The 21,322-nt window shown below is 43.7% G+C and carries 18 protein-coding genes, 3 tRNA genes and 1 other annotated feature; of the genes, 2 read left to right on the top strand and 19 right to left on the bottom strand.

Going from position 1 to position 21,322, the window contains the following annotated elements; translation table 11 throughout:
* Nucleotides 1-133: 133 nt before the first annotated feature.
* On the top strand, nt 134-463 hold the full coding sequence (locus tag PGY05_RS13015) for a hypothetical protein (protein ID WP_022220550.1): 330 nt from the start codon (nt 134-136) through the stop codon (nt 461-463).
* Between the two features lie 152 nt (nt 464-615).
* Here the strand turns inward: PGY05_RS13015 and PGY05_RS13020 are convergent, their stop codons facing one another.
* The 16 genes from PGY05_RS13020 to PGY05_RS13095 all read right to left on the bottom strand — a co-directional run bounded on the left by PGY05_RS13020 (nt 616) and on the right by PGY05_RS13095 (nt 16,445).
* Complete coding sequence (locus PGY05_RS13020) at nt 616-2,280, bottom strand: glutamine--tRNA ligase/YqeY domain fusion protein (protein WP_055297102.1); 1,665 nt, start codon at nt 2,278-2,280, stop codon at nt 616-618.
* Between the two features lie 206 nt (nt 2,281-2,486).
* A tRNA-Thr gene (locus PGY05_RS13025) sits at nt 2,487-2,559 on the bottom strand.
* Between the two features lie 72 nt (nt 2,560-2,631).
* Nucleotides 2,632-3,270, bottom strand: a complete 639-nt coding sequence (locus PGY05_RS13030; RefSeq protein WP_117835247.1) for a sigma-70 family RNA polymerase sigma factor — start codon at nt 3,268-3,270, stop codon at nt 2,632-2,634.
* A gap of 12 nt (nt 3,271-3,282) precedes the next feature.
* Nucleotides 3,283-4,032 carry a 23S rRNA (guanosine(2251)-2'-O)-methyltransferase RlmB gene (rlmB, locus tag PGY05_RS13035; RefSeq protein ID WP_008374767.1) on the bottom strand — a complete coding sequence of 250 codons (750 nt, stop codon included), beginning with the start codon at nt 4,030-4,032 and terminating at the stop codon, nt 3,283-3,285.
* A gap of 1 nt (nt 4,033) precedes the next feature.
* Complete coding sequence (locus PGY05_RS13040; protein WP_055157593.1) at nt 4,034-4,501, bottom strand: Mini-ribonuclease 3; 468 nt, start codon at nt 4,499-4,501, stop codon at nt 4,034-4,036.
* Complete coding sequence (gene cysS, locus PGY05_RS13045; RefSeq protein ID WP_055157591.1) at nt 4,486-5,892, bottom strand: cysteine--tRNA ligase; 1,407 nt, start codon at nt 5,890-5,892, stop codon at nt 4,486-4,488. The genes PGY05_RS13040 and cysS overlap by 16 nt, the downstream gene beginning before the upstream one ends.
* Nucleotides 5,893-5,912: 20 nt before the next feature.
* A complete protein-coding gene (epsC, locus tag PGY05_RS13050) occupies nt 5,913-6,587 on the bottom strand; it encodes a serine O-acetyltransferase EpsC (RefSeq protein WP_008374760.1) in 675 nt (224 codons plus the stop codon).
* Nucleotides 6,588-6,639: 52 nt separating this feature from the next.
* Nucleotides 6,640-6,880 (bottom strand) — a binding site (T-box leader).
* A 60-nt stretch (nt 6,881-6,940) separates the two neighbouring features.
* Nucleotides 6,941-8,071 (bottom strand): GNAT family N-acetyltransferase, encoded by a 1,131-nt coding sequence (locus tag PGY05_RS13055; protein WP_270476094.1) that lies wholly within the window; start codon nt 8,069-8,071, stop codon nt 6,941-6,943.
* A gap of 37 nt (nt 8,072-8,108) precedes the next feature.
* Nucleotides 8,109-8,660 (bottom strand): 2-C-methyl-D-erythritol 2,4-cyclodiphosphate synthase, encoded by a 552-nt coding sequence (gene ispF, locus PGY05_RS13060; protein WP_055157585.1) that lies wholly within the window; start codon nt 8,658-8,660, stop codon nt 8,109-8,111.
* Between the two features lie 3 nt (nt 8,661-8,663).
* Nucleotides 8,664-9,200: a hypothetical protein gene (locus PGY05_RS13065; RefSeq protein WP_270476095.1), complete on the bottom strand. Its 537-nt coding sequence runs from the start codon at nt 9,198-9,200 to the stop codon at nt 8,664-8,666.
* 463 nt (nt 9,201-9,663) lie between these two features.
* Nucleotides 9,664-9,737, bottom strand: a tRNA-Met gene (locus PGY05_RS13070).
* A 106-nt stretch (nt 9,738-9,843) separates the two neighbouring features.
* Nucleotides 9,844-9,916, bottom strand: a tRNA-Val gene (locus PGY05_RS13075).
* A 268-nt stretch (nt 9,917-10,184) separates the two neighbouring features.
* Nucleotides 10,185-11,519 carry an NADP-specific glutamate dehydrogenase gene (gdhA, locus tag PGY05_RS13080; RefSeq protein ID WP_175306099.1) on the bottom strand — a complete coding sequence of 445 codons (1,335 nt, stop codon included), beginning with the start codon at nt 11,517-11,519 and terminating at the stop codon, nt 10,185-10,187.
* 311 nt (nt 11,520-11,830) lie between these two features.
* On the bottom strand, nt 11,831-15,589 hold the full coding sequence (locus PGY05_RS13085; RefSeq protein ID WP_156333098.1) for a phosphoribosylformylglycinamidine synthase: 3,759 nt from the start codon (nt 15,587-15,589) through the stop codon (nt 11,831-11,833).
* Nucleotides 15,590-15,739: 150 nt separating this feature from the next.
* Nucleotides 15,740-16,057, bottom strand: coding sequence for a lipoprotein intramolecular transacylase Lit (locus PGY05_RS13090; protein WP_330673020.1), 318 nt, complete (start codon nt 16,055-16,057; stop codon nt 15,740-15,742).
* Nucleotides 15,951-16,445, bottom strand: coding sequence for a DUF1461 domain-containing protein (locus tag PGY05_RS13095; RefSeq protein ID WP_270476098.1), 495 nt, complete (start codon nt 16,443-16,445; stop codon nt 15,951-15,953). Before PGY05_RS13095 ends, PGY05_RS13090 begins: the two co-directional genes overlap by 107 nt.
* 128 nt (nt 16,446-16,573) lie before the next feature.
* Here PGY05_RS13095 and PGY05_RS13100 point away from each other — a divergent pair, with 128 nt between their 5' ends.
* Nucleotides 16,574-17,452: a LysR family transcriptional regulator gene (locus PGY05_RS13100; protein WP_173691940.1), complete on the top strand. Its 879-nt coding sequence runs from the start codon at nt 16,574-16,576 to the stop codon at nt 17,450-17,452.
* An 8-nt stretch (nt 17,453-17,460) separates the two neighbouring features.
* On the opposite strand, the gene PGY05_RS13105 is transcribed toward PGY05_RS13100, so the two are convergent.
* The 3 genes from PGY05_RS13105 to PGY05_RS13115 form a co-directional block, all read right to left on the bottom strand.
* Nucleotides 17,461-19,833 (bottom strand): ATP-dependent DNA helicase, encoded by a 2,373-nt coding sequence (locus tag PGY05_RS13105; protein ID WP_270476099.1) that lies wholly within the window; start codon nt 19,831-19,833, stop codon nt 17,461-17,463.
* A 156-nt stretch (nt 19,834-19,989) separates the two neighbouring features.
* Nucleotides 19,990-20,826 carry an Mrp/NBP35 family ATP-binding protein gene (locus PGY05_RS13110; protein WP_022220556.1) on the bottom strand — a complete coding sequence of 279 codons (837 nt, stop codon included), beginning with the start codon at nt 20,824-20,826 and terminating at the stop codon, nt 19,990-19,992.
* Between the two features lie 39 nt (nt 20,827-20,865).
* A complete protein-coding gene (locus PGY05_RS13115) occupies nt 20,866-21,243 on the bottom strand; it encodes a RidA family protein (protein ID WP_022220557.1) in 378 nt (125 codons plus the stop codon).
* Nucleotides 21,244-21,322 lie beyond the last annotated feature (79 nt).

Genomic DNA, 21,322 nt, shown 5'->3' on the forward strand with positions numbered 1-21,322 from the left:
TCTTTTATAAATATTTTACTTTCCCTTTTCAAATAAAAGTATTACAATAAAATTATTCATGTATACTATATTTCATGACGAACTATCTCATCTGCCATATCTGACAGGACGAGATCAAGAAAGGAGCAGCAACATGGCTAAAAATTTTGGTAAAATCCTGCTCGGACTGACTGCCGCAGGCGCAGCTGGTGCCGGTGCATATTACTGGTTAAAGAACCGACATAATGAAGAACCGGAAGACGAGTTCGATGACTCTTTTGAAGAGGATGATTTTGAACTGGATGATGATCTTGGCGAAGTGCCTGAGCGTGGTTACACAACTCTTACTCCATCTTCTGCAAAGGAAGAAACCTCTGAAGAGTCTGAAGAAAAAACTGACGATGCAGAAGCCGGACCAGAAGCCGCTTCCCAGACACCGGAAACTGATTCCGAAGAATCCGATCCGGCTTCAGAAGAAGTTTAAGAAAGAACTTTTCTTACAGCCTATCATTTTCTGCATAAAACCAAAACCCGGAAGAATTTTTCATTCTTACCGGGTTTTTCATTGCCATTTCTTTTCAAAAACTGTCGACTAACACATTATTTGCAATTAAATTCTGAGCAAGACTGCTTTCTTTATTTTGGCAGCTTGAATGAACTCTTCAGCGAAACGATTCTGTTAAATACCAGATGTTCTTTAGACGAATCATGAGAATCCACGCAGAAATATCCCTGACGTACAAACTGGAAGCTTTCATATGCTTTTGCATCTGCAAAGTTTGATTCTACAAAGATTTCTTTCTCTGTAAGAGAATTCGGATTCAGGTTCAGGGAACCGTCTTCTTTATTGTAGACACCCTTTTCTTCGTCGATCAGATTCTCATACAGTCTTACGGTTGCCGGAAGTGCTGTACTTGCCTCTACCCAGTGGATCGTTCCTTTTACTTTTCTTCCTGTGAATCCGGAACCGCTCTTTGTCTCCGGATCATAAGTACAATGTACAACAGTTACTTTACCATCTTCATCCTTTTCAAATCCTGTACAAGTTACAAAGTAAGCATTCATCAGACGTACTTCGTTGCCTGGGAACAGACGGAAATATTTCTTCGGAGGCTCTTCCATAAAGTCTTCTCTCTCAATATAAAGCTCTCTTCCAAATGGAAGCTGACGGCTTCCAAGTTCTTCATTCTCAAGATTATTCGGTGCATCCAGATATTCAATCTGTCCTTCTGGATAATTGTCGATCACAAGCTTGATCGGATCAAGAACTGCCATCATACGTGCTCTCTTAAGCTTCAGATCCTCGCGGATACAGTACTCGAGCATTGCATAATCTACAGAGCTCTGTGCTTTGGAAACTCCACACAGGTCAACGAACATCTTGATAGATTCCGGTGTGAATCCACGGCGACGAAGTGCTGCGATGGAAACCAGTCTCGGATCATCCCAGCCGTCCACAATCTTATCTTCTACAAGTTTCTTGATATAACGCTTTCCTGTAACTACGTTCGTCAGATATAATTTTGCAAATTCGATCTGACGCGGTGGATTTGCAAATTCACATTCTCTTACTACCCAGTCATAAAGCGGTCTGTGATCTTCAAATTCCAGTGTACAGATAGAATGAGTGATTCCTTCGATCGCATCCTCGATCGGATGTGCAAAGTCATACATCGGGTAGATGCACCACTTATCACCGGTATTATGATGTGTCATACGGGCTACACGGTAGAGGATCGGATCTCTCATATTGATATTCGGTGATGCCATATCTATCTTCGCACGGAGAACCTTCTCTCCGTCTGCATACTTGCCTGCACGCATATTTTCAAAAAGCTCAAGGTTTTCTTCCACACTTCTGTCACGGTACGGGCTGTCCTTTCCCGGCTCTGTCAGAGTTCCTCTGTACTCACGGATCTGATCCGCTGTCAGGTCACAGACATAAGCTTTCCCTTTCTTGATCAGTTTGATCGCATACTCATACATCTGATCAAAATAATCAGATGCAAAATAGAGATGATCTCCCCAGTCAGCACCCAGCCACTTGATATCTGCTTTGATAGACTCAACGAACTCAGTCTTTTCCTTTGTCGGGTTGGTATCGTCAAAACGCATATGGAATGTTCCGTTATATTTCTGTGCAAGTCCGTAGTTTAAAAGGATAGACTTTGCATGTCCGATGTGAAGGTATCCATTCGGTTCCGGTGGAAAACGGGTACATACATGATCGTATACGCCTTCTGCAAGATCTTTTTCAATTTCCTGTTCTATAAAATTCTTTGATACAGCTTCTTCTGCCATTGAAGTTCCTCCTCGCATCTCTCTATTACTTCATAATCTGCCATTATATGGCAGTCTTTTTCTTGTCATGCATCTCAATCATTGTCCTGTGGACAGTTTTGATTCATGTCCTTTAGTTTATCACACTTTCCACACACGGACAAGTGAAAAAAAAGCAGACATTGTACCTTCCAACCGGAAATACAACTCTGCTTCTTAAATATATAAGCTGCCTAGCGGAATCGAACCGCCGACCTCCGCCTTACCAAGGCGACGCTCTACCGACTGAGCCAAGGCAGCCTGCGCATTTTCGCGACTCATTTAATATAGCATATCACTGCTTTGCTTGTCAACAATTTTAAAACTATATTTTTACTTTTTTTCAGACCGGCGCATTTCTTCCAGAAGCTGGCGTGCTTTCGCTTTGATCCGCTGCAGGGCATTGTCGATCGTCTTCGGACTTTTGTCCATAAATTCTGCAATATTCAGATATTCCATTCCCTGCAAATGAAGATACAGCACCTTTCGCTCCAGCTTACTTAATTTTTCTTTCAGTTCCTCTTCAAATGCATTCGTATACTCTTCTCCAAGAATCATCAGCTCCGGATTACTCTCTTTCCCTGCTTCGATCGTATCTACTATGGAAAGCCCGTTCTCCTCCGGATTGTCACTGGCAGATGCGTAAATCGACACATAGGAATTGAGCGGCAGATGTTTTTTCCGCTGTGAAGCCTTAATCGCCGTATACATCTGGCGTGACACACAAAGTCCGGCAAAACTTGAAAAGCTTGCACCTTCTTTCGGATCATAATCCTGCACCGCTTTAAAAAGACCGATCATCCCCTCCTGGATCAGATCGTCATTTTCTCCGCCCCACAGATACATGGCACGCGCTTGTTTGCGTACCATGTCTTTGTATTTTTCCATCAGATAATCCGTGATCTCGGTCTTACCTTCCCGAAGCAGTTCAATCAGCTGCTCATCCGTCATTTTCCCCAGATCCATTTTCATTCTCCGATTTTCCTAACTCATGCGCTGACGCACGATCTCATAGGCAAGGACACCTGCTGCCACAGACGCATTCAGGGAGTCAATATCTCCCTTCATCGGAATGGCTGCCGTCATATCACAGGTTTCTTTTACCAGACGTCCAACACCTTCGCCTTCGTTTCCGATCACCAGACCAATCGGTCCTTTCAGATTCACGCGGTACATCACATCCCCATCCATATCTGCACAGACGAACCAGAGTCCCTTTTCTTTCAGTTCTTCCATGGTTTTCACCAGATTGGTGACTTTTGCTACCGGTGTGTAATTCAGCGCACCTGCTGATGTCTTTGCAACGGTTGCAGTAAGACCTGCTGCGCGGTGCTTCGGAATGATCACACCATGCGCACCTGCAAGATTGGCAGTACGGATGATTGCGCCGAGATTATGTGGATCCTCAATATTGTCCAGAAGGATCAGGAAAGGATCTTCCCCTTTCTGTTTTGCAAGCTCCAGCATATCTTCCACCTGCGCATACTCGTAAGCCGCTGCCTGTGCAATGACCCCCTGATGTCTTCCGGTCTCTGAAATCTGGTTCAGACGTTCTTTGGTTACAAAATTCAGGATCGTATCATGCTTTTTTGCTTCTCTTACGATACTTCTGATCGGTCCGTCCTGACATCCGTCAAGAATATATACTTTGTCAATCGGTTTCCCGGAGCGAAATGCTTCCATTACTGCATTTCTTCCCTCGATCTGCTGACTGTTCATCTTTTTTTCTTCCATTCTATTTCTCCTGCTTCTTTTCTTCTTCGCATTCGCTTAAGTGATCCAGACCGATCTTGATCAGATCTGCCATTCTTTTCCATTCTCTTTTCAGGTAAAGCCATCCCATCAACGCTTCAAATCCGGTTGCACGTCGGTAATCGGTCAGTGACTGGTTCTTTGCCGGCGATACTGATTTAGCATTTCGGCCTCTTCTGTAAACAGCATGCTCTTCTTCAGTAAGCAATGGCTGAAGGACACGCATCATCTCTGACTGGGCAGACGCCTGCACCATACTGCTTGTCTCCTGATGTAATTTTTTTACCTGTTTATTTCCTTCGCTGATCACCTTTGTCTTGATGATCAGATCATAAATGCTGTCCCCTATATAAGCCAGGGTAAGAGGTGAATAGCCTTCCGGCTCCACCTCTTTCATCTCAAGCACTTCTTTTATATAGTCAGCAATTTCAAATTCTACGCTTTTTTCCATTGTACTCCTTCTCTGGTATCCTTCAGGATAATTCCCTTTTCCAGAAGCTCGTCACGGATCGCATCGGCTCTTGCAAAATCTTTTGCTTTTCTTGCCGCCTGACGCTCTTCGATCAATTTCTCAATATCTGCATCCAGAAGTTCTTCCTTCTTATCCAGGATCAGTCCCAGAACATCACCGAGTTTTACGATTCTGTCCAGTAATCCCCGGAGATATTCCTTTGAGCTTTCTGCTGTCGCAGTGGTATTTGCATATTTTACAAGTTCAAAGATTGCTGCGATTGCGTCTGCTGTATTGAAATCATCATCCATTGCTTTTTCAAATTCTTCTACATATGCATCAGTTTTTGAAAATGCTTCTTTTTCTTCGGCACTCATCTCTTCTGCTGCCACTGAAGCGATAAGATGTTTCAGATTATCGGTTGCATTGAGAATTCTCTCCAGACCGTTCTTGGATGCTTCCATCAGCTCTGCACTGAAGTTCAGCGGGCTTCTGTAATGTGCGCTCAGCATGAAGAAACGAAGCACCTGGAGATCATACTGCTCGCTGATCTCTCTTACCGTACGGAAGTTTCCGAGTGATTTTGACATCTTGCGGTTGTCAATGTTCAGGAATGCATTGTGCATCCAGTATCTTGCAAATTCTTTACCGTTAGCGGCTTCACTCTGTGCGATTTCATTTTCATGATGTGGGAATATCAGATCTTCTCCACCTGCATGGATATCAATCTGTTCACCAAGATATTTCCTCGACATCACAGAACACTCAATATGCCATCCCGGACGTCCATCTGACCAAGGTGACTTCCAGAAAGGTTCTCCTTCTTTTTTCGGCTTCCAGAGTACGAAATCCAGCGGATCTTCTTTTTCATCCTCACCGCTTACCAGAAGAGAACGTCCACCGGAACGGAGATCATCCAGATTCTTGTGGGATAATTTTCCATAGTCTTTGAATTTTCTTGTGCTGAAATAAACGGTTCCGTTCTTTTCATAAGCATAACCCTTGTCGATCAGTTCAGAGATCATCTCTACCATACCGCAGATCTCCTCTGTAGCAAGCGGATGCTTGGTTGCAGGCTTTACATTCATTCCTGCCATATCTTTTTTGCACTCTGCAATATAGCGCTGTGAAATTTCCTGCGCGGATACCTGTTCTTCAATTGCCTTTTTGATGATCTTGTCATCCACATCTGTGAAGTTCGATACATAATTGACATCGTATCCTTTGTATTCAAAATAACGGCGGACGGTATCAAATACGATCATCGGTCTTGCATTACCGATATGGATGTAATTGTATACGGTCGGTCCGCAGACATACATTCTTACCTTTCCTTCTTCCAGAGGAACGAATTCTTCTTTCTTTTTCGTAAGTGTGTTAAATACTTTCATAAAGCTACTCCTTCTTTTTTCTATGCTTCCTCGATTATTTTTTCTTTCGCGAGTTTTTCTTTCAATGCTTTCAGCTCTTTCTTCAGACGGATATTGTCAGTCTGAAGCTGACGGATATCATTCAATACCGGATCTGGCAGATGGATCTGATCCAGGTCAGCACTCGGAACTTTCTGGTCACCCATGCGTACAATTCTTCCCGGGACACCGACAACGGTACAGTTCGGAGGTACTTCCTCGATAACAACAGATCCTGCTCCGATCTTGGAATTCTTTCCGATCGTAAAGGAACCGATGACCTTCGCACCGGCACTGACCATGACGTTGTCTTCCAGCGTTGGATGGCGCTTGCCCTGCTCTTTTCCTGTACCACCCAGGGTTACCCCCTGATACAGTGTAATATTATCGCCCAGGATTGCAGTCTCGCCGATGATAACGCCGCTTCCATGGTCGATGAAAAGTCCTTTTCCAATGGTTGCTCCCGGATGGATCTCGATTCCTGTTTTTCTTACACCACGCTGCGATACCCAGCGCGCCAGAAAATAATGCTTTTTCAGATACAGCTTATGTGCAATCCTGTAATGAAGCATTACCTTAAAACTTGGATACAGAAGTACTTCTATATCCGATTTGATTGCCGGATCTCGTTCTTTTACTACTTTGATTTCTTCTTTGATATAGGAAATAACTCCCATTTCATTCACCTCTGATTTGGAATTTCCTGTGAAATTAAAAAACTCCGTCTCAAAAAGAGACGAAGTTTCCGCGGTTCCACTCTAAATTAAAAGCAGTTATCCTGCTTTTCTCTCACGGCCTGTAACGTCTGCCACACGTACCCGGCTACTTGTAAAATCTTCACTTTCACGTTCGCCCGGTCAACTCCCGAATGCACTTCATCATCCCTGCTCCCGGATCTGCTTTCAGCCGATGACAGATCCTCTCTGATGGAACTCTGAGGATAACTACTCTTTTCGTTCTCCGTCTTTTCAGTTTTATTCATATCTAGTACATATAGTATGCGATTTTTTCTTTTTTGTCAACCCGCTTATCAGACAATCTCGTTGATAAAAACAGGCGAAAACGGAATCAGTTTACTGATTTCTTCTTTGAATTCTGCTGAAAAGATCTCCTTTTCTTCCTCTTCAATCTTTTCCAGCTCTTTATAGCCAAATACAATCGATGTAAGCGCATCAATACTGATCTTCTGCACAGCATCATCTTTGCCGGTGTGTGCTGTCCTTGTCCGGACTACAAGATGTTCTTCATTGCCTTTTAGCATAAACAGACGGTTATTCTCCCGGATAACCGGATCATACAAAACAAACTCCAGATCCATCTCTTCTTTGCACACCATTGCAGACAGAAGATTTTCTACATTCAAAATCCGCGCCATGATCAAAGGTTTTTTCTTTTCTTCTTTTTGGAGGATGACTCCTGCCTTATCAAAAATATCTTCATATCCCTTCCGGATCAATGGTTCTCTTACTGCAAACCCGTCTTCTTCATCAAAAACAAGAATTCCTCGCATCTCTCCATCCTGCTCTGCGATCAGGATTCCGCCTTTTTCACTTTCCTGTTCCTTCAAAAGGCGCATATAATAAGCTGCATCCCGTTTGGTATATACCTGTATTTTCTGTTTTTCCAGAACTTCTTCCGCAAAATCCCCCAGCTTTTTACAGTCTTTTTCCTCTGCCTTTCTAAGTCTCACGCCGGAATCGTTCTGCAATTCCACGATCTTCTGTATTGTCAGTTCTTCCCCGTCTGTTCCTTTTGCACTCCACACATCGGCTGCATAAATAAACCGGTAATTATGTGGATAGTAAATTTTCTCACTTGCGGGCATCAGGAAAAAGAATGGCATTTTTTGCTGATACAGATCTCTTGCTGTCTTGCTTAATAATTCTGCCATATAACCTCTGTGCCGATAAAGAGGCTCTGTTGCAACTGCAACAATGTATCTGCTCTCTACTGCCTTTTTCCCCATCTGTATTACATAAGGATTCAGCTGCATCATCGCCCGGATATCGTGATCTGTCTCGATCACATAGATTTCGTTATTCTTCGTCTTTTCTGTGTAATAATAGTCCAGAAATTCTTTCGTATCTTCTGTAAATACCTGTTCCCACAGTGTTCTTGTAAGCCCACGTTCTTCCGGCTTCAGTTTTTTCAGTATCTTCATTTTACTTTTTCGCCGTGCCTTTCTATTCAGACTTGATCTACATCTGTCTTGCTGCACAACCTCCACAGCCTGCGCAGCCACCTGCAGGTGCTGCTACGTCTACACTGCTGAAATTAGTCAGCTTTTCGATTGCACAGATTGCCTGGGAAGAAATTCCTTCCCCACTTCCGGTAAATCCAAGACCTTCTTCCGTCGTTGCCTTGACATTTACCTGATTCGTTTCAATATGCAGTGCTTCTGCAATATTCTTTTCCATCTGCTCGATATGTGGGCGCATCTTCGGTCTCTGCGCAATGATCGTCGCATCAATATTCTCAATTACATACATACGATCATCCAGTAGCTTTCCTACATGCTCCAGAAGCTTAATACTGGAAATTCCTTTGTATGCAGGATCTGTATCCGGAAAATGCTTTCCAATATCTCCAAGTGATGCCGCCCCAAGCAGGGCATCCATGATCGCATGCAGAAGTACGTCTGCATCCGAATGTCCAAGAAGCCCCTTTTCGTATGGGATCTCCACCCCACCAAGAATCAGCTTTCTTCCTTCTGTCAGTTTATGAACATCATATCCCATTCCAACACGCATCTTCTACACTTCTCCTTCCTGTCTGGCATCTGCTTTTTTGTCGCTGCTCTTTTCTTCCGGCACATCTTCTGCTTTCTTATCTTCTTTGTCCTCCACAGTTTTCTTTTCTTCGTCTTTTACCGCTTCTGTATCATCTTCTGCTTTCTTTTTCTCTTTTTCACCGTCTTCCGCTTTTTCTTCAGCAGCTGTTTCTTTCCTTTCCTCTTTATCCGCAGACTTCTCTTCTTTTGTATCAGCTCCTACATGAACGTCTGCAACTCCTTTCCCTGAAGAAACCCTTTTTGCCGCTTCTTCGCCATCTTCGTTTTCTTCTGCCCCTGCAGTTGTACCCTGAATTTCTGCCTTTGTCTCTTTTACGATTGTTCTTATATTCCAGATAATCGTAGCCAGTCCAAACAGTGCAAAAAATACTCCGACCAGAATAAAAAGGATCTGGTTTTTCGGTTCTCCGACAATTGTGTCCTTCACAAGTGATATGCCGGTATATACCAGATATGCGCCGATTGCAGCCATGATGATCTGCTTTGTCTTAGATGTCATATGAAAATTCCTCCGTTTTGTCATAATCTAGGGATATTTTATCACATCTTGGGGGGATTGCATAGGTTTTGTTGGGAGTCAGACGAAATGGAGCGGGTTCAGAGGGGACGCAGGAGGAGAAAAAATATCCCACCGGATTCCTTTGTCCAAACATGGAATCTGGTGGGATATTTTTTCTCCTCCTGCTGACTTTCTCTGAAAAGACGGCAGCGCTTGGGAGCGGCTGCCTGGGAAATGTTGAGTTTAAGCACCTATGCAATTGGGGATTTATCAATGGCTTTTGTATTGGAGGGGTACTTTGTTGGGAAATTTTAAGGCAATGGATCGCTTGTAGTTTAATATTTGTGAATTTTATAGTTTGAGTATAAAAGTTGGAATATGGCAAATGATATTCAGCGTTTTCATGAATGATAATATAGATATAACGCAAAAAGAAGCCCCACACAAGGACTCCTTCTTGTAGTAGCGGGAACTGGATTTGAACCAGCGACACCGCGGGTATGAACCGCGTGCTCTAGCCAACTGAGCTATCCCGCCATATGATATGTTTTTGTGCCAGCTCTTCAGAGCTGTGTGCATCGCACGAAGTGCTCGTCACATTTCGCGTTCAATGTTTTCGACTTTAAAAAACTTTCTCGCGAAATGGGACCAATAGGGCTCGAACCTATGACCCTCTGCTTGTAAGGCAGATGCTCTCCCAGCTGAGCTATGATCCCATATGTTCGTCCGTTTTACAACCGACTTCGTTATTATACAATTATCTACTTCTAAATGTCAACTATTTTTTTCATTTTTTTGTTTTATTTTTTACCATTTTTCATTCGATACCATTGAACAGACAAGCGCTGAAAAAAGAATCGTTTGGATTCTTTTTCCAGCGACCGACCACACAACCTATATCATTCAACATTTTCCCATAAACCAGAAAAATCTCCGGATTGCTCCGAAGATCTTTCTGATTATATTTTACATAGAGGATATGTCTTATACAATTCCCTGAGCCTGCATTGCGTCTACAACTTTTTCAAATCCGGCAATGTTAGCACCTACTACATAGTTTCCTTCTGCTCCATAACGTTTTGCTGCGTCTGCTACGTTATGGCAGATATTTACCATGATGTTCTGAAGTTTTGCATCAACTTCTTCGAATGTCCAGCTGAGACGTTCGCTGTTCTGTGACATCTCAAGTGCTGATGTAGCAACACCACCTGCATTAGAAGCTTTACCAGGTGCGAATATTACACCGTTCTCCTGCAGATACTGTGTAGCTTCCAGTGTGGTAGGCATGTTAGCTCCTTCTGCTACTGCAATGCATCCGTTTGCAACAAGCTGTTTTGCATCTTCAAGATGAAGTTCGTTCTGTGTTGCGCAAGGAAGAGCGATATCAACTTTTACTGACCATACACCGCGTCCTTCATGATATTCTGAATTTGGACGGTAATTCTTGTATTCTGTAAGTCTTGCTCTCTTCACTTCTTTGATTTCTTTCAGTGCTGCAACATCGATTCCTTCCGGATCATAAACCCATCCTGTAGAGTCGCTGCATGTTACAACTTTTGCACCCAGCTGCTGTGCTTTTTCAATTGCGTAAATAGCAACGTTACCGGCTCCGGAAACAGCAACTGTCTTGCCAGCGAGGTCTTTTCCTGCAAGTTTGAGCATTTCGCGTGTAAAATACAGAAGTCCGTATCCTGTAGCTTCTGTACGTGCAAGGGATCCACCATAGCTGAGTCCTTTACCTGTAAGAACACCTTCTGATAATCCACGGATTCTCTTGTACTGTCCGTACATATATCCGATCTCTCTTGCACCTGTTCCGATATCTCCGGCCGGTACATCTGTGTCTGCTCCGATATATTTGCAAAGCTCTGTCATAAAGCTCTGGCAGAATGCCATAACTTCACGATCTGATTTTCCTTTCGGATCGAAATCTGATCCACCTTTACCTCCACCGATCGGAAGACCTGTCAGAGAGTTTTTGAAGATCTGTTCGAATCCAAGGAATTTGATAATTCCGATATTTACTGAAGGATGAAGACGCAATCCTCCTTTATATGGTCCAATTGCACTGTTAAACTGTACACGGTATCCTGTATTAACCTGAACCTGACCTTTATCATCTACCCACGGTACGCGGAATTTGATCTGTCTTTCCGGCTCAACGAGTCTTTCAAGAAGAGCGTCTCTTCTGTATTCTTCTTCATGAGCTTCTACAACTGCACGAAGAGATTCCAGAACCTCTTTTACTGCCTGATGAAATTCTGGTTCATCTGGGTTTTTCTTTACTACAAGTTCAATTACTTCATCAACATAAGACATACTACTCAATACCTCCTGAATGTTCTTTTACAAAAATGTGACTTTGCACACTTCTTTGCTAAAAAAAGAGGGACAAACAAATGTCTGTCCCTCCGGAACACCTTTGTTCTTTAACAGAGTAAAGCATTCAGGCGCCTGTGTCAAGATTTTTTTGCATATTTTTCAATTTTTATGAATTTCCACTACATTTTTGTTTCAAATACAGCTGATTTTCATTTTTTTTCTTGATACTTCTTCTCTTTTTTGCAAGTTCGTGTCGACAATCTTGCATTTTCGTCTCATTCGAAGCATTTTATTCCAGATTTCCCGTCTTATTTGAAATATTTCACACCGGATTCAAAGATCTTCATATCCTGTTCACCATAAATATTGATTGCCACGGAATCTGCACGACGTTCTGAATGTGCCATCTTACCAAGCACACGGCCATCCGGACTTGTGATACCTTCAATTGCGCGATAAGAGCCATTGACGTTCCATTCTTCGTCCATAGATACATTTCCATCAAGGTCACAGTACTGTGTTGCAACCTGTCCGTTTGCAAAGAGCTTGTCAAGCCATTCTTCACTTGCAACAAAACGTCCCTCTCCGTGGGATGCCGGATTGGTATAAACTCCGCCAAGCTCTGCCCCCTGCAGCCATGGTGACTTGTTGGTAACAACTTTCGTGTAAACCATCTTGGAAATATGGCGTCCGATGGTATTGTAGGTCAGTGTCGGAGAATCCGGTGTCTGTCCCACAACTTCTCCGTAAGGAACCAGACCAAGTTTAACCAGTGTCTGGAATCCGTTACAAATACCAAGTACAAGACCATCTCTTTCGTTCAGAAGTTTTTCTACTGCTTCTTTGAGTTTTGCATTCTGGAATGCAGTTGCAAAGAATTTTGCTGAACCATCTGGTTCGTCACCAGCTGAGAATCCGCCCGGGAACATGATGATCTGGGATTTTGCAATTTCTTTTTCAAATGTATTCACAGAATCTACGATATCTGCTGCATCCATGTTACGGAATACTTTTGTGATGACCTTTGCACCTGCTCTTTCAAATGCTTTTGCACTGTCATACTCACAGTTTGTTCCCGGGAATACCGGAATAAATACAGTCGGCTGTGCAATCTTGTGTCCGCAGATCACAATGTCTTTTGTATCATACAGCGGAGATTCCACCTTTTCGTCAGAAGCTTCGTCAGATACCGTACGGAATACCTGTTCCAGAGTTCCTGTCCATGCATCTTCTGCTTCTTTCAGTGTGATTTCTGTATTTCCAAATGCGAATTTCGCATCATCTGTCACTTCACCGATCACAGTGTAAGAAATGGAGAGTTCCCCAACCTTGTCTGCCGGAACTTCTGCTACGATGTCACCGAATGCAGGTGCAAAAAGTTCTCTTGCATCCATGCTGTGTTCGATCTTCACACCCATTCCGTTACCGAATGCCATCTTGCTGACAGCTGCGATCACTCCATGGCGGTCAAGTGCGTAAGCCGATACGATCTTTCCGTTGTGAATATCATCAGCGAACTTACCGTACTGATCCATTACCTGTTCATATACCGGAAGCTCATATTCATCTTTTTCAATCTTCATCCATACAAGTTTATTACCTGCTTTTTTCAGTTCCGGAGTAATGATATCTCCTTCTTTGGCAATGTCAACTGCAAAGGATACCAGTGTCGGCGGTACATCGATATGTTCAAATGTTCCGGACATGCTGTCCTTTCCTCCGATTGACGGAAGTCCGTAAGCAATCTGTGCCTTATATGCACCAAGCAGTGCTGCAAATGGCTGACTCCATCTTTCCGGATCCTCTGTCATTCTGCGGAAATATTCCTGGAATGTAAAACGGATCTTGCTGTAATCCCCACCACAAGCCACAATCTTAGCCATAGACTCTGTGACAGCATAGACAGCTCCGTGATACGGACTCCAGCTTGACAGATACGGATCAAATCCATAACTCATCATCGTAACGGTATCGCATTTACCATGCATAACTGGAAGCTTTGCAACCATACTCTGCGTCTCTGTCATCTGGTATTTTCCACCGTGAGGCATGAAAACCGAGCCTGCTCCGATGGATCCGTCGAACATCTCAACCAGACCTTTCTGCGAGCATACATTCAGATCTTTCAGAGTATCCAGCCATTTTTCTTTTACATCGCCAACCTCAACCTGTTTCTTAAGGATGGTATCTTCTCTTGAAGGAATATCAACTTTAACCGTTGTCTCCTGGTGTGCACCGTTGGTGTTCAGGAAGGCACGGGAAATATTTACAATCTCTTTTCCTCTCCATGAAAGAACAAGTCTCGGATCTTCGGTAACAACTGCAACCTTTACCGCCTCCAGATTCTCTTCTTTTGCATAGCCAAGGAATTCATCTACATCCTTCGGATCTACCACAACAGCCATACGCTCCTGGGATTCAGAAATTGCAATCTCTGTTCCGTCAAGACCTGCATATTTTTTCGGTACTTTGTCCAGATTGATCTGAAGACCATCTGCAAGTTCTCCGATTGCAACAGATACTCCGCCTGCTCCGAAGTCATTACACTTCTTAATCAGCTTGCTGACTTCTTCTCTGCGGAACATTCTCTGGATTTTACGTTCGGTCGGCGCATTACCCTTCTGAACCTCAGCTCCACATGTCTCGATGGATTCTTCGGTATGAACTTTGGAAGAACCGGTTGCTCCACCACAGCCATCACGTCCGGTACGTCCGCCAAGAAGAATGATGATATCTCCCGGATCCGAATTTTCACGGATAACTGCACGTCTCGGAGCAGCACCCATAACCGCACCGATCTCCATTCTCTTTGCCACATAATCCGGATGATAGATCTCTTTTACCAGTCCGGTTGCAAGTCCGATCTGATTACCATATGAGCTGTATCCATGTGCTGCACTACGCACCAGTTTCTTCTGCGGCAGTTTTCCTTTCATCGTCTCTTTTACAGATACGGTCGGATCTGCTGCACCGGTTACACGCATTGCCTGGTATACATAAGTACGTCCTGACAGCGGGTCACGGATTGCTCCACCAAGGCAGGTAGCTGCACCACCAAATGGTTCGATCTCGGTCGGATGGTTGTGCGTCTCGTTCTTGAAGTTGACAAGCCACTCTTCTTCCACACCATCTACTTCAACCGGGACAACGATACTGCAGGCATTGATCTCATCGGATTCTTCCTGATCCTGAAGTTTGCCTTCTTTTTTCAGCTTCCGCATTGCCATCAGTGCAAGATCCATCAGGCATACAAATTTGTCTTCGCGTCCTTTAAAGATCTCACTGTGTGTCTGAAGGTATTCTTTATAAGTATCTTCCATCGGCTTTTTGTAATCGCCATCACCGAAGGATACTTCTGTAAGTTCTGTTGAGAATGTAGTATGACGGCAGTGGTCAGACCAGTAAGTATCCAGAACACGGATCTCTGTCATAGATGGATCTCTGTGTTCCTCCCCTTTGAAATAATTCTGGATGTGCTGGAAATCCTTGAATGTCATAGCAAGTCCAAGAGAACTGTATAACTCTTTCAGTTCCGCTTCCGGCATATCTTTGAATCCGTCAAAAATCTTTACATCTGCAGGTTCCTCGAATTTCGTAACCAGTGTCTCCGGTTTTTCAAGTCCTGTCTCTCTGGAATCTACCGGGTTGATGCAGTGTGCCTTGATAGCTTCCATCTCTTCTTCGCTGATCTCACCTTCGATCACATAAGTGGTCGCTGTCTTGATAACCGGCAGCTCATCCTCTTTGATAAACTGTACGCACTGAACAGCAGAATCTGCTCTCTGGTCAAACTGTCCAGGAAGAAATTCTACAGAAAAAATGTGGTCACTTTCTTCGCGCGGGAAGTCCTCTCTGTAAAGCACATCTACCGGTGGTTCTGCAAACACACCGTTGCATGCTCTTTCAAATGTTGCATCAGAAAGATTTTCCACATCATAGCGGATCAGTACACGTACATTCTTCACCGTCTTAATTCCAAGATAACTCTTCACCTCATGGCGAAGTTCTTTAGCCTGTACTGCAAATTCTGGTTTTTTCTCCACATATACACGTTTTACGCCCATAATTTCCTCCATTAGCTTTGGTAGTAATATTGAAACCGCATGCCTTGATCCGGCATAACGGCAGTTTCCTCGATTTTTATTTTACCACATCACCTTTTATAAGTACAATAAATATAACTAAATCTTTTTATAAGTATATCTTATTTATTACAATTACCGTGAATCGCATCTCTTATTTATCTTTTTCTGGACAATACTGCAGACAAAAGATACGATTAAAAACACAGCAAAAATACTTCCGATCCTTATCACCATATCATAGAAAAAGCCCTCCGGAAGCATCCGGATCATATAGTCTTCTGCCGGATCAAGGATCCATAAGTTATTGTTAAAGAAAATATGATGAAAGATCACGAAATATTTGTTAAAGTCTCTTGAGAACAGAAATCCTGCCACCGCGGTAAGTGCCAGAAATACCGCCAGCACCCGCTGATACATCTGCGGGATCAGTCTCTTCCAGTCTGCTTTCATAAGCACAAGTGCCGCCATTGAAAAAAAGCAGTACGATGATCGCTCCCCTCCGGATTGCAAGTCCGCCAAGAAAAAGTCCCTGCACATCTGCCATATGAAGCCGGTCCTTCTCATTGAAAAAATCCTGTATATTTCCTTCCACTTCCGTCTCAATACTCAGTTTCTTCTCGTTGCCCCGCAAATAAGACATCATGAATTTTGTCACCTTCATGATATCCGGCATCTCCATATAAAGTTCATCCGCCACCTTATATTTTTCATATTCTTTTTCATAAAAATTCCAGTCTCCGTATGCACCGATCTCAAAACTGCTGATCAGCAGTATCACGATCAGTGAAATACTCGGCAAAATCGCCAGGATTTTATGCAGCCATTTCTTTTTTGCCATCCTTTTTCTCCTTCTCTTTTTTGTCTATAGTTTAGCAACCCTGTCTTCATTTGTCAAAAATGGTTTTCTCTTGAAATTTTATTTTTTATCACTTATAATACTAATAGGTTTTATAAGGAGGACTAATAATGGATATCAACTATGAATTATATAAAGTATTTTATTATGTTGCAGACACACTCAGCTTTTCTGAGGCTTCCAAGCAGCTCTTTATTTCACAGTCCGCTGTCAGCCAGTCCATTAAAGCACTGGAAAAGAAACTGGATCAGGTTCTTTTCATCCGAAGCACAAAAAAAGTTCAGCTCACCCCGGAAGGCGAGATCCTTCTGCGTCATATCGAACCGGCGATCAATCTGATCAAGCGCGGGGAATCCCAGATCATGGAAACAGCCTCTACCGGCGGCCAGATCCGCATCGGTGCCAGCGACACCATCTGCCGGTATTTTCTGGTTCCTTATCTGGAACGTTTCCACAAAGCTTTCCCTAACGCACATATAAAAGTGACCAATGCCACTTCGATCAAGTGTACGGAACTTCTGGAGAACGGTCAGGTAGATCTCATTGTCGCTAACTATCCGAACGTTTACCTTGGCAATCTTGCCTCCTTCCGAAAGATCCGTGATTTTCACGATGTCTTTATCGCAAACCAGTCCTTTGCGGAACTGCAGGGGAAAAAGCTTTCCCTCAAAGAACTGCAGCGTTATCCGATCATCATGCTGGACAGAAAAAGTACAACCAGTGAATTTCTGCATTCTCTCTTTCAGCAGCATCAGTTGGATCTGGTTCCTGAAATCGAGCTGAGCAGCAACGATCTTCTGATCGATCTCGCACGGATCGGACTTGGCATCGCTTTTATTCCGGACTACTGTGTACCAAAGAATTCCGACCAACTCTTTGTCGTCCAGACCGAAGAACAACTTCCAAAGCGTCAGCTGGTTGCCGCATGGAACGGACATGTTCCGGTTTCCCGCGCGACACAGGCATTTCTGGATTACTTTAATGCATAAAAAGTTTCTTAATTATCCGTCTGTTTTTTCCAGAACAGACGGATTTTTTCTTCCACAATGTCTAACCGGCATCTTTCACAGTCCGCCCATTCTTTCGGGAAAATCTCTTTCCCCTTCTCCCTCTGAAAACGCTCATCCAGAAGAAGTATCACTCCGCGGTCATCCTCTGTGCGGATCACCCTTCCTGCTGCCTGCAAAACCTTGTTCATCCCCGGATACCGGTAAGCATAGTCAAATCCGTAAAGTCCCTTCTGGTCAAAATAGCTTTTCAGGATTTCCCGCTCATTGCACACTTGCGGCAGCCCTGTTCCGATGATCAGTGTCCCGATCAGCTTCTCATTTGTCAGATCGATTCCTTCTGAGAAAATCCCGCCAAGAACTCCAAAACCGATCAGACTTTTCTCTCTTCCCATTTCAAATGCATGCAGGAAATTTTCCCGTTCTTCTTCATCCATGTGCTTCTGCTGAATAACCAGTTCCATCTCTTCTTCATCTGATGCAAGAAGCTGTGTAAATTCCTGATACACATCTTCCATAAACCGGTAAGACGGGAAAAAGATCAGATAATTCCCCATTTTTGCTTTCACTACCCGGAAAATGTATGTCGCATATCGTTGATACATTTCTCTGGAACGCATGGTGTAACGGGTACTCACATCCACACCATTCATAAGCAGTCTCTTCTTTGTATCAAACGAAGAATCAATGTAGACCGCATAGTTGTCTTTTTCCGTACTCAGAAGTCTTTTGTAATACTGGATTGGCAGAAGTGTTGCCGAAAAGAATACAGCACTGTTCCCCTTATCCAGACATTTCTGCAGATTTGCCGCCGGGTTAACACAAAACAACTTCAGAACAAATCTTCCATTCTCCTGATACTCCGTATAGATGACATAGTTCTCATCCAACCCATCATATATATTCAGGAAAGACCTCACTTGAAAATAAAAATCCAATACTGTTTCCCGGACTTCTTTATCCACACATTCCTCGAGATACCGGTCTGTCTCAGATAGTACATTCATAAGCTGGATTCCAAAATGCGAAATATTGTCCAGCACCTTATAGTTTTCACACTCTTTTTTCATTGCCAGAAGAATCTTATTACATGCCTCCAGTCTTTTTGCAAACCGCGGTGCTTCTCCCTTTACCAGTTTCTTCACCGCAAGAAAGTCCTCCTTGCATAACTCTGCACTGTACATCTGCCGTCCACGTTCTACCAGATTGTGTGCCTCATCGATCAAAAACAAATATCCTCCAGCGCCACCTTCTGCAAAGAAACGCCTGAGCCGGGCATCCGGGTCAAACACATAATTATAATCGCAGATCACACCATCCACCCAGGTCGACACATCCAGTGCCATTTCAAATGGACAGACCTTATGCTTTCTTGCCTGCGCTTCCAACACTTCCCGGCTCATCACATCTTCCTGCATCAAAAGCTCATAGACCGCGTCATTTACCCGGTCAAAATGCCCTTTGGCATATGGGCAGTCATCCGGATTGCAGCTTGTCTCCTCACAGAAACAGATTTTTTCTTTTGCCGTTAAAGTGATCACCTTGAACTTCAGATTCTGTTCCCGTAAGGTTTCAAATGCCTGCTCCGCCACCGTCCGGGTGATTGTCTTTGCCGTCAGATAAAAAATCTTCTCACCCAGTTCTTCTCCAACCGCTTTCACTGCCGGAAATACCGTTGAAATCGTCTTCCCCACTCCGGTTGGTGCCTGGATGAACAACTTTTTCTTCCGAAGAATCGTCCGGTAAACAGATACCGCAAGCTCTCTCTGTCCTTTACGATATGGAAACGGAAATTCAATCCCTTTAATAGATGCATTTCTTGCCTTTCTCCATTCAATCTGGAACTTTGCCCATTTTTTATACTGTCGAATAACTTCATCGAACCAGACTTTCAGTTCGTTACTCTGATAAGAATACTGAAACCTTTTCACCTCTTCCGTCTCCATCTGGCAATAGGTCATCTGTACCCCGATCTCATCCACCCCTTCCTGTTCTGCTACCATGCTGGCATAACATTTTGCCTGTGCCAGATGAATGCCTGCCGGCTCCTGCACCCGGTCAAGTTCCCGCAGAACACCCTTGATCTCATCTACCATGACCTGCTCTTTTGTATGAATCAGTCCATCGGCACGTCCTTCTATTTTCAAAGTAAACCCATCACAGACGATCTCTGTCTTAAGAGGTACCTCCGCCTGATAATCCGATCCCATCTGTCTCTGGATCTTCCGGTGAATCCGACTTCCCATCTGCATATTCTCCGGATCTTGTCCGCCTCCTGTTCGATTGTCAATATCCCCTTCTCTTAAAATAAACTCCACAAGGTTTCGCACCGAAATCCGGATCACCGGGAGATTCTCGTCCATGTTCTTTTTGCCTCCGCTTTTTGCTACCTGTTATCATACCATAAACACATGTTCCTTGCCAATTGTATCCGTCCTGCCATGATATGGCTTTTCACATTTTCCGTGCCTCTATAGCTAAAAAGCCCCGGCGATCATCACCTCGCCGGAGCTTTCTTCTTAATTGAACTTGTCAATGATGTTTTTAAGATACTGGTTGTCTGCCTCATAGAACTTCTCCTGTTCTACAATCTCGGCAAGTTTCGGATCGATCGGCATCTTTCCGAGTACTTCTACCCCAAGTTTTTCTGCAATCTCGTCAATGTGGCTTTCCCCAAATACAGATATTTTCTTTCCACAGTCCGGACATTCCAGATAACTGTAGTTTTCCACCAGTCCGAGAACCGGTATGTTCATCTTCTTTGCCATATTGTAAGCTTTCTCTACGATCATCTGTACCAGATCCTGTGGCGAAGTCACGATCACAACGCCGTCTACCGGAAGTGACTGGAATACCGTAAGAGGAACATCCCCTGTTCCCGGTGGCATATCAACAAATAAGAAATCCAGATCTCCCCACATTACATCAGTCCAGAACTGGGTTACTACTCCTGCGATCACCGGTCCTCTCCAGATGACAGGATCTGATTCGTGTTCCAGAAGCAGATTAACCGACATGATCTTCGTGCCATCTTTTGCAACGCACGGGAACATTCCCGCCTCGCTTCCGACTGCACTTCCATGCACTCCATACATCTTCGGGATAGATGGTCCTGTGATATCCGCATCCAGAATACCAACTGAATATCCCTGCTGTACCATCATACGTGCAAGAGATGCTGTCACCATTGATTTGCCGACTCCACCTTTACCGCTGACTACTCCAATTACTTTTTTTACCTGTGAATACGGATTTGCCGGTGCTTTCAGATCTTTCTTCGCACTGCTGCATGAACCCGCATGTGCACAGGAAGAACATGATTCCGGCGAACATCCGCTGCTTTTTTCTTCTGCCATAATGCCAAACCTCCTACTTTTTCAGGATATCTCTCTATCCTATTCTTCCACTGCTGCGATCACTTCAATTTCGCAAAGAAGGTTCTTCGGAAGTGTCTTAACAGCAACACAGCTTCTGGCTGGTTTTGATGTGAAATATTTTGCATAAACTTCGTTAAATGCGGAAAAATCTCCCATATCAGCAAGGAAACAGGTTGTCTTTAATACTTTGTCAAAAGAAGTTCCTGCTTCTTCAAGGATTGCTCCGATGTTCTTGCATACCTGGTCAGCCTGTCCTTCGATAGTATCAGCTTCTACAGTATCTGTAGCCGGATTGATCGCAATCTGTCCTGCCGAATAAAGAATTCCCCCATGTACATATCCCTGGGAATATGGTCCAAGTGCTTTTGGTGCTTTTTCTGTTGATACTAATCTCATGTTGCAAATCTCCTTTTCAAATATATTCTTTCTCTAGCATATCACATCTACCTCAAAATTCCAAATTTATTTTCGCATA

The organism is Coprococcus sp. AF51-11b1 (assembly GCF_027682785.1).
In the GTDB taxonomy this organism is placed as follows: domain Bacteria; phylum Bacillota; class Clostridia; order Lachnospirales; family Lachnospiraceae; genus Allocoprococcus; species Allocoprococcus comes.